The sequence below is a fragment of the Aureimonas sp. AU4 genome, from assembly GCF_001463765.1.
Taxonomy (GTDB): Bacteria; Pseudomonadota; Alphaproteobacteria; order Rhizobiales; family Rhizobiaceae; genus Aureimonas.
Genome location: NZ_BBWK01000100.1, coordinates 1 through 8160, shown reverse-complemented (window position 1 = coordinate 8160; position 8160 = coordinate 1). Strand labels below are relative to the sequence as shown.

Below are 8160 nucleotides of genomic sequence, written 5' to 3'. Positions count from 1 at the left end.
CCTGATGCTGGTGCTCGGTCCGGCCTCTGTCGCACTCGCGGTGCTGCCGACGGCTTTCGTCGCGTCCTGGATCGGCGGTTGGTTGTTCTTCGTCCAGCACCAGTTCGAGGACACGCACTGGGAGGAGTCGCCGGACTGGAGCCAACAGCGCGCAGCCCTCAGTGGCAGCTCGTACTACGTGATGCCGAAGATGCTGCAGTGGTTCACCGGCAATATCGGTCTTCACCACATTCACCATCTGAACCCGCGGATCCCGAACTACCGGCTGCAGGCCTGCCTGGACGCGGAACCAGCGTTGGGTTCCCTATCGCGCCTGACGATCGGCGAAAGCCTTCAATGCGTTGGGCTGTCCTTGTGGGATCCCACGAGGCGTAAGCTCGTCGCTTTCTGAGCCGAGCCTCAGTTACGGTCCAGCAGTCCTACTGTAGTTCGTCCAGAAAGAAGCGCAGCATCTCGCGTGAAGCATCCGGGCCGGCAGCGTCCGCATAAGATCCGTTGGCGTCGCCGCCGGACCAAGCATGGCCGAGCCCCTCGACGCGCCAGTGTTCGACATCCGGTTCCTCGTGCGTGGCGGCCATTACGCTGCGGATGTAGTCGCGGCCGTTGACCGAGCCGCCTTGCGTGGTAGTGCGGTTGGTTCCGACCTGCTGCAGCCCCGCCAGACATTCGCCGTTGGCCGGGTGGACCGTCGTGTCCCGCGCGCCGTGGAAGACGATGGTGCGGACCCTTCGCCTGCTTCCGCCCCCGCTTTGTCTACCGCTCCGCATGACCGAGAGCGCCGAGGCAACGTTGGCTGCCGAACCGTAGGGCAAACCGGAATGGATTCCGACACCTGTGAAGACGTCCGCGTAGGTCGCGCCAAGAACCGCCGCCATGGCTCCACCTGCCGATAGGCCGGCCACGAAGATGCGGGTCCGGTCGACGGAATGACGGCGCGCGATGTCTTCGGTGATGCCGGCGATGATCGCCGGCTCCCCCGCATCTCGTCGCTGGTGGGCGGGCTCAAACCAGTTCCAGCAGAGCGAGGGATTGGCGGCTCGCACCTGTTCCGGATAGGCGACGAGAACGTTCCGCTCTTCTGCTAGCTGGTTCATGCGCGTGCCGAGGGCAAAGTCCTCAGGATCCTGCGTGCAGCCGTGCAGCATCACGATCAGCGGTCGCGGCCCGCTAGCCAGCGTAGACGGCACGTAAAGGCGATAGCGTCGCGCTCCTGAGGGTCCCTCATGTTTGAGATGCAGGAACTCGGCGCCGGTTGGCACCATCAGAGTCGGCCTATTGGAGTTGGAACGAGCTGTTGCTACGCCCGGTCGAGGAAAACGGGGCCGGCTGCGCGGTGGAGCGTCGGTCGGCGCTTCTTGCTGACCCCGCTCAACCCGCTCTGCCCGCAGCTCGATTGTCGGGCCCTGGAACGGTTGTGGCGATGCCGCGGCCGTGTCGGTGGGCGAGCCGCCGAGCCGTGCTTGAATCAGCGCCGTAGCGTCCAGGAGACGGTTGGCGGCGACAAGGCGACGGGCGTCATCCATGAAGGAGGGGATAGATCGGGGCATTGGACGACTCCTTGCGGGCGGAACGTTGGATGACGTGAAGCGCGAGGCCTTGAGCGTCAGCGGATGCGGTCCGCCAGGACCGCCTTCACCGCTGCGCTCGCTTGGAGGGCGCCGAGAACGGTGATCGATCCGATCGTCTCCTGTACCAACTCCGGCGATACGTCGTCGTCGAAGCTGGCGAGTCCCAGGACGCGCACGTGGAGCAGGCGCTTCTCGTCGCGCGCCCGTTCGAGATCGGCTCGCGTGAAGCGCCGAAGGCCTAGCTCCAGCGTCAACTGCTCGGCAGAACGCTGTATCGCGGCGTCGTGCGCGTCGAGATGCTTGCGGATCGCGGTGCGGATGACGTCGCTGCGATTGGCGTAGAAGCCTTCTCGTACGAGAAGATCGATGCGGCCGAGATCGATGAAGCCGAGATTGATGGTCACCTTCTCGGTATCCGGTCCGCGCTCCTGCCCTTCCGCCTTCTTCGGCATCATCAACTCACGACAACATCCAAGTGGATGGCAAGTGGTGGGGATGCGTTCGACATTCAAGGGGGGTACGGCAAGGCGAACCAAGCGTGACGTTAGCCGCCGACCGTCCTTGCCATCGCTATCCTCAAGTCAGATGGATTGGCTGTCCGAGGTCCGGTCTCCCCATTGTCGCGAAGTAGCCTTCCTGATGGACCCAACCGCCTACTCCTCGGGTTCCTGTCCATGACCTCAACCGACTGGCTGCCCGATCCCTACATCCTCCTCTTGACCGGGGCCGGCTTCCTGATCGCGCTCGTGGCTTGGTTGCCGCTGGTTCTGAAGCGTCTGCCGCTTTCACTTCCGATCGTGTGCATGGGCATCGGCGCAGGCCTGTTCCTACTCCCACAGATCGTGCTTCAACCGCTGCCGCTCCGGTATCCCGACATCACCGAACGCTTTAGCGAGCTGGTGGTCATCATCGCCTTGATGGGTGCGGGGCTGAAGATAGACCGTGTGTTCGGCTGGCGACGCTGGAGCGTGACGTGGCGACTTCTCGCCATCACCATGCCGCTTGGCATCCTCCTGCTTACGCTGCTCTCGGCTTGGGCACTCGGGTTGTCATGGCCGGTCGCCCTGCTTCTGGCTGCAAGCCTTGCGCCTACCGATCCGGTGCTTGCCTCCGATGTTCAAGTTGGTCCACCTAAGACCGGCGAGGAGGACGAGGTACGCTTCGGCCTGACCTCGGAGGCCGGCCTCAACGACGGCGCGGCCTTCCCCTTCGTTCATCTCGCGATCCTGCTGGCCGCGGCTTCCGCCACAGGTGAGCCCTGGCTTGGCGAGTGGCTAACCTACCGCGTGGCCTGGGAAATCGCAGGTGGTGTCTTGGCGGGCTGGCTGATCGGTCGCGCCTTCGGCTGGCTGACGTTCCACGTGCCGTCCGAGAACCGTCTAGCCAAGACCGGCGACGGCCTGATCGCCCTTTCCGCGACGCTTGTTTCCTACGGCCTGACCGAGATCATCCACGTCTACGGCTTCTTGTCGGTCTTCGTCACGGCCTTGACCTTCCGCCATACCCATCGCGAGCATGAGTTCCAAACCGAGATGCACGAGATCACCGAGCAGGTGGAGCGGCTCGTCATGATGCTGCTTTTGATCCTGTTCGGTGGCGCCTTGGTAAGCGGCCTGCTGGCTGGGGTCACGTGGATCGATGTTGCCGTTGCCGGCGCAATCCTGCTTCTTGTGCGTCCTTTGACGGGCTGTCTGGGTCTGGTTGGCCTGCCGATCGACAGAAGCGAGAAGCTGACGCTCGCCTTTTTTGGCATTCGGGGCGTCGGGTCGATCTATTATCTCGCCTACGGCATCAACCATATGGCTGTGCCGCAAGCGGAGCGCCTGTGGGGATTGGTTGGACTCGTGATCCTGTTCTCGATCCTCCTCCACGGCCTGACGGTCACGCCCGTGATGCGCCTTCTCGATCAGCAGCAGGGACGTGACCCCGATACGGGATCGGCGGCGCCGCCAGGCCTGCAGGGTCCTGCCGCAAGGAACTGAACGTCGGGATAACCGTGCCGGAAACAAAGGATATGTCGTGATCGGTCCTACATACGAATGACCTGCGACATACGAATGACCTGCGAATGCATGATAGGTCGACGGCGTTAGAAACTGTCGCCTTATTATCTTCCAAGTCCGGATAGTGGTGCCACACAACGTCCGCTCTTGGGGATCTGAACGTCAGCACGAAAGACTTGGAAGGGTCGATATCGGGCAGACCGCTTCCCGGCGTCCGCTTTCATGGAGCCGATCGGCGAAGCCGTATGGTTTCGTGCCTGTCTGCTTTCGGGTGTCGGGGATAGCAAGCGGACAAAAAAGTTAACGACGGCCGCTTGCTTTCCGATGGGCGTTCCCACTTGCAAATGCAAATCAGAAACATTCAAGCCATTGTTTTTATTTGACTTTCAGTCGCCATCTACGTATCCACTCCTGATCGGGGAGTAGCTACCGTTCGTGGAACGGGGGCGCGTCAACACACTCGCGCATCAGCGCGTGGCGCGTTCAGCCGGACAGGCCCAGCAAGACCGTGGCGAACGACGCACCGCATGCGGACGGGTGTGGCGAACGCCCGGTTTCGCATGTCCGTCGGATAATCTCATGTCACCCTTCACGATCGCCGTCCTCGCCGTCAGCATGTCGGTCGATGCCTTTGCCGTCTCGGTCGGTCGCGGCGCTGCGATCGGGCGCCCACGTTTCTCGGAGACGCTGCGCACCGGCGCCGTGTTCGGCCTCGTCGAGGCCATTACCCCCGTTCTTGGCTGGGCCGCGGGGGTCGCGGCCAGCAGCTTCGTCGAAGCGGTCGATCATTGGATCGCATTCGGCCTCCTCGCAGCCGTCGGGCTTCACATGCTGTTCTCGGCCCTTGCGAAGAAGGAGGCGAACGAGGCTCCCGTCGGCCGATCGCTGACCGTGCTGGTCGCGACCGCCATCGGCACGAGCCTCGATGCCATGGCGGTCGGCGTGTCGCTGGCATTCCTGAACGTCAACATCGTCGTCATCGCCCTGGCGATCGGGCTGGCAACCTTCCTGATGTCGTCGGGCGGCATGCTGGTAGGGCGGTTGATCGGCGAGCGGTTCGGGCGGGCCGCAGAAGCCGTCGCCGGGGTTGCGCTCGTTGGTCTCGGCGCCTCGATCCTCGTCGAGCATCTCCTTACCTGATGACCGGCGCGGCGCACGAGCGCAGACTCATGAGCGGCACTCTATCGCAGGACGTTCCCCGTGTTCATCTCCCCTCGGTCACCATAATGAACCCCGCCATTCGGCATGTCGGCGATATTTGGAACGGCCGGGTGCGGCTGAGCCGCCTCTTGTGGCGAGAGATGCTGGTGTTTGGCACCGCGATCAATTTGTGCGCCATGACGCTCACGCTGACGCTGGCCGGTCTGAACGCACCGACGCCATGGGTGCTCCTGGCGTGGCTCGCGTGCTGGCCGATGAACGCGTTTCTGTGCATCAGTGTCTGGCACACCGCCGGCGTGCAGCGCCACCCGCTTGTCCTCTCCCTGGTCGCCCCTCCGCTGGCGACGATCTGGCTGATTGTCGTCTCGGTCCTCTGACACCGCCCGGAACCCGGGATCGCAAGCCTTGCCCGCGGGCGCTCATGCCACCACGGGCACGCCCACCTGCTCGACCTTGCGTTCGGGCTCGACATGGATCGTCACATTGGCGCTGGGCACCATCTCCATGATGGCATCCTCGATGCGGTCGCAGATGTCGTGCGCCTGTTCCGTCGGCATCGCGCCCGGCACAACGAGATGGAAGTCGATGAACGTGACCCGCCCGGCATGCCGGGTGCGAAGCGCGTGGACTTCTAGCGCTCCCCCTGCATGCGCCGAGATCGTCCGGCGGATCTCCTCGAGTTCCGCCGGCGCGACCGCCTCGTCGAGGAGACCGCTGGTGTTCTCCCGGATGACGCCCCACCCGCTCCAAAGCACATGGAGCGCGACCAGGGCGGCGATGGCGGCGTCGAGTTGAAGGATGCCCGTCAGGACGACCCCGACGACGCCGACCAGGACGCCTCCCGATGTCACGACGTCGGCCATCAGGTGCTTTCCGTCGGCAACGAGTGCCGCCGACCTATGCAGGCGGCCCTGACGGATGAGGTTGAGGCTCCAGAGCGCGTTCAGAACGGTTGCCGCCAGACTGACCGTCAAGCCCTTCCACGGTGTCTCGATGGGCGTTGGCTGAAGGAAGGCCCCGTAGGCCTCGCGCAGGATGGCGAGGGCCGCGACGATGATGAGGGCCCCGACCACCACGGCGGAGATGTATTCCGCCTTGCTGTGGCCGTATGGGTGCTCCGCGTCGGCGGGCGTCGCCGCGATGCGGATCGCGATGATCGCGGCGACCGCGGTCGCGACGTTGATGATGCTCTCCAGCGCATCCGAGTAGAGCGCGATGCTGCCCGTCAACAGGTAGGCGGCATACTTGATCGCGAGGACCACGACGCTCACCCCGAGGCTTCCGATCGCGATCTTCAGGGAGCGATCCATTCGCAGTCTCCGCTGTCGGGGATGGGTCTCGAGCGCCGAACCTATGGTCCGGGTCCGGAACGGCAATCTGTCATGTACGGCGACGGCCTACGCATAGTTCGAGGACAGAAGTGCAAAGCCCTCCGCAATGTCTGCTTTGAGCGAATCCAGACGCTGGCCTGAATGGCCATCTTGGGTCGATAGCGGATGCACCCCGTTCGGGTACAGATCACCCTTCACCGATCAGCAGGGGCTGGGACAAAACCGCGCCCTGTTGCGAGACGTCTTGCCCGTGCCGCGCACCCGTCGTTGAAGTTGTCCAATAAAGGACTGGGACGGGACGCCTGCCATGCTGCAACGGACGGAGTACGAGGTGGATCCGCAGACGGAGCCCTGCGCCGATGTGCTGGTCGTGCGGCCAGCGGGGGAACCGCACGCACTCGTCTACATACCGCCGATCAAGGGCTCGGTCCCGACTGTCGAGGTCTATGCCGAGGCCGCCGAGGCCGAGAGCCGGGCGGCGCGCCTTTGCGAGACGGAGGGCCTGCTGACCTACCGGGTCAGCGACGACCATTCCGGGGACTGGATGCGAGGTCTGGTGGCTCGATCGGCTGCGCCCGCAGCCTGACGCCGATCCCGCCATCGGCATTGGCGTTCTGGAACTGGACGCCGGCGGTTTCGAACGTAGTCCGCAGCGTGCCGAGCGCGGCTGCTGACAAGGCGGGGCGGTCGCGCTCGAAGTCCCGAAGTGCGCCGTTCGCAATCCCCGATCGGACAGACAAACGCTTCAGCGTCCAGTCGAGGAGGGCGCGGGCGGCACGGCAATGGGCGGGTGTAATCGCGTCCGTCATGTAGCGGGGGTTGCTTGCATCATAGAAAAGCCCGCCACGGATGACCGGGCGGGCTTCTGCATAGTTGAGGATCGGGATCGGACAGAAGACCGAACCGGTCCCCCGCCACTCGTCAGTTGAAGCGGTAGGACAGCTTCGCCGTGACGGTGTGGAAGTCGAAGTCGCCGTTCGAGCGGAAGTCCGTGAACTGGCCCGGCACCACGGCCGTGCCCGAACCATCGAAGGGGCCGCCGTTCAGGCGCGTGGACGAGTCGCTGTCGCCCAGGTTGGTGTAGAGGTACTCGGCGCCGAACGAGATGTTCTGCGTGACCTTCACCTCCATGCCGCCGCCGACCGAGTAACCGAAGTCGTCCGAGTCCGAGTTCACGGCAGCCGGGAAGGCAGCCGTGATCGCCGGGCTGTTGGACGTGAAGCGGTAGTCGCTTTCGCCGTAAGCAAAGCCGCCAGTGGCATAGGCCAGGGCCATATCGGTCACGAGGTAACCGGCGCGCAGGCGACCGGTCACAAGGTAATCGAGGCTGCGCTCGGCCGTGTAGAAGGCCGGGGTGTTGGAGAAGGCGCTGGAGCGCTGCGCGATGTCGAGGGCGTTGATGTCGACAAGGGCACCGACCACGAAGCGGTTGATCTGGTAGTCGTAGCCGATGTGGGCGCCGCCGATGAAGCTCGAGTCGAACTCGGAGGAGAAGCTGTTGCCGAAGGCGTTGGTCAGGAACGTTGCGCCGGCACCCGTGAAGTTCGGGACGATCGACAGGTTGTCGCCGTTGTCCGGGTTGAAGGCGCCGCCGCCTTGCACACCGAGGTAGAGGCCGGTCCAGTTGGACACCGGAGCCATGACCATCGGAGCAGCGGGCTCTTCGTAGACGACGTCGGCAGCCAGGGCCGGTGCCGCGAAGGCAGCCGTTGCGGTCAGGGCGAGGAGAAGACGCTTCATGGCGGGCGGGATCCTGATGGGTCCACCCGGAGCGGGCGAACTGCTTGTGTCGGGATACTAAGTCGGATCCAGACCCCTACCCGCAAGGGAGCGCCTGACGCTTGCGCCACAGGTGTGGCTCAGATGGTACGGCACCAGACGGCTAGTCCCGATGCCGAGGCCGTTACCTAACCGTACCTCGCTGCGTGGTGCGTAAGACAGGTCTCGCGATGACCTGCGCTCTCACGGTTAGGTTATCCGTGGTGCGGAGATGCCAAAAGGTCGGCGCCTCCTCCCAGACGACGCTGGCACCCCAACGATATGATCAGTCCAGACGGCTCGACTGCCGTGCCGCAACCGTCACGCACGCAGCGCAAA

The 8160-nt window shown here is 64.2% G+C and carries 9 protein-coding genes and 1 riboswitch; of the genes, 5 read left to right on the top strand and 4 right to left on the bottom strand.

The window, feature by feature from the left end:
* Positions 1-391 (top strand): fatty acid desaturase (locus AUL35_RS21010; protein WP_192847141.1); only part of this gene is annotated, 391 nt, incomplete at its 5' end.
* A gap of 28 nt (positions 392-419) precedes the next feature.
* Here the strand turns inward: AUL35_RS21010 and AUL35_RS21005 are convergent.
* Complete coding sequence (locus AUL35_RS21005; RefSeq protein WP_156418142.1) at positions 420-1547, bottom strand: PHB depolymerase family esterase; 1128 nt, start codon at positions 1545-1547, stop codon at positions 420-422.
* Between the two features lie 56 nt (positions 1548-1603).
* The gene (locus tag AUL35_RS21000) at positions 1604-2023 is read right to left on the bottom strand and encodes a hypothetical protein (protein WP_062018514.1); all 420 of its coding nucleotides are present in this window, start codon (positions 2021-2023) and stop codon (positions 1604-1606) included.
* A gap of 219 nt (positions 2024-2242) precedes the next feature.
* On the opposite strand from AUL35_RS21000, the gene AUL35_RS20995 reads away from it, so the two are divergent.
* From AUL35_RS20995 to AUL35_RS20985, 3 genes are all read left to right on the top strand, one after another.
* Positions 2243-3550: a sodium:proton antiporter gene (locus AUL35_RS20995; protein ID WP_062018510.1), complete on the top strand. Its 1308-nt coding sequence runs from the start codon at positions 2243-2245 to the stop codon at positions 3548-3550.
* A 426-nt stretch (positions 3551-3976) separates the two neighbouring features.
* Positions 3977-4140, top strand: a riboswitch (yybP-ykoY riboswitch).
* A gap of 10 nt (positions 4141-4150) precedes the next feature.
* Positions 4151-4711: a manganese efflux pump MntP family protein gene (locus AUL35_RS20990; RefSeq protein WP_062018509.1), complete on the top strand. Its 561-nt coding sequence runs from the start codon at positions 4151-4153 to the stop codon at positions 4709-4711.
* Between the two features lie 86 nt (positions 4712-4797).
* A complete protein-coding gene (locus tag AUL35_RS20985; RefSeq protein ID WP_156418141.1) occupies positions 4798-5109 on the top strand; it encodes a hypothetical protein in 312 nt (103 codons plus the stop codon).
* Positions 5110-5151: 42 nt separating this feature from the next.
* Here the strand turns inward: AUL35_RS20985 and AUL35_RS20980 are convergent, their stop codons facing one another.
* The gene (locus AUL35_RS20980) at positions 5152-6042 is read right to left on the bottom strand and encodes a cation diffusion facilitator family transporter (protein WP_062018505.1); all 891 of its coding nucleotides are present in this window, start codon (positions 6040-6042) and stop codon (positions 5152-5154) included.
* A gap of 328 nt (positions 6043-6370) precedes the next feature.
* Between AUL35_RS20980 and AUL35_RS22395 the strand changes: the two genes are divergently transcribed.
* Complete coding sequence (locus AUL35_RS22395; RefSeq protein ID WP_062018503.1) at positions 6371-6649, top strand: hypothetical protein; 279 nt, start codon at positions 6371-6373, stop codon at positions 6647-6649.
* Between the two features lie 335 nt (positions 6650-6984).
* Here AUL35_RS22395 and AUL35_RS20970 read toward each other — a convergent pair whose 3' ends face one another.
* On the bottom strand, positions 6985-7803 hold the full coding sequence (locus AUL35_RS20970) for an outer membrane protein (RefSeq protein WP_062018501.1): 819 nt from the start codon (positions 7801-7803) through the stop codon (positions 6985-6987).
* Positions 7804-8160 lie beyond the last annotated feature (357 nt).

What these genes read in the sequence shown, in the direction of transcription:
- AUL35_RS21005 (WP_156418142.1), bottom strand. Translation starts at nt 1,547, where the DNA reads ATGCCCCGATCTATCCCCTCCTTCATGGATGACGCCCGTCGCCTTGTC.
- AUL35_RS21000 (WP_062018514.1), bottom strand. Translation starts at nt 2,023, where the DNA reads ATGATGCCGAAGAAGGCGGAAGGGCAGGAGCGCGGACCGGATACCGAG.
- AUL35_RS20995 (WP_062018510.1), top strand. Translation starts at nt 2,243, where the DNA reads ATGACCTCAACCGACTGGCTGCCCGATCCCTACATCCTCCTCTTGACC.
- AUL35_RS20990 (WP_062018509.1), top strand. Translation starts at nt 4,151, where the DNA reads ATGTCACCCTTCACGATCGCCGTCCTCGCCGTCAGCATGTCGGTCGAT.
- AUL35_RS20985 (WP_156418141.1), top strand. Translation starts at nt 4,798, where the DNA reads ATGAACCCCGCCATTCGGCATGTCGGCGATATTTGGAACGGCCGGGTG.
- AUL35_RS20980 (WP_062018505.1), bottom strand. Translation starts at nt 6,042, where the DNA reads ATGGATCGCTCCCTGAAGATCGCGATCGGAAGCCTCGGGGTGAGCGTC.
- AUL35_RS22395 (WP_062018503.1), top strand. Translation starts at nt 6,371, where the DNA reads ATGCTGCAACGGACGGAGTACGAGGTGGATCCGCAGACGGAGCCCTGC.
- AUL35_RS20970 (WP_062018501.1), bottom strand. Translation starts at nt 7,803, where the DNA reads ATGAAGCGTCTTCTCCTCGCCCTGACCGCAACGGCTGCCTTCGCGGCA.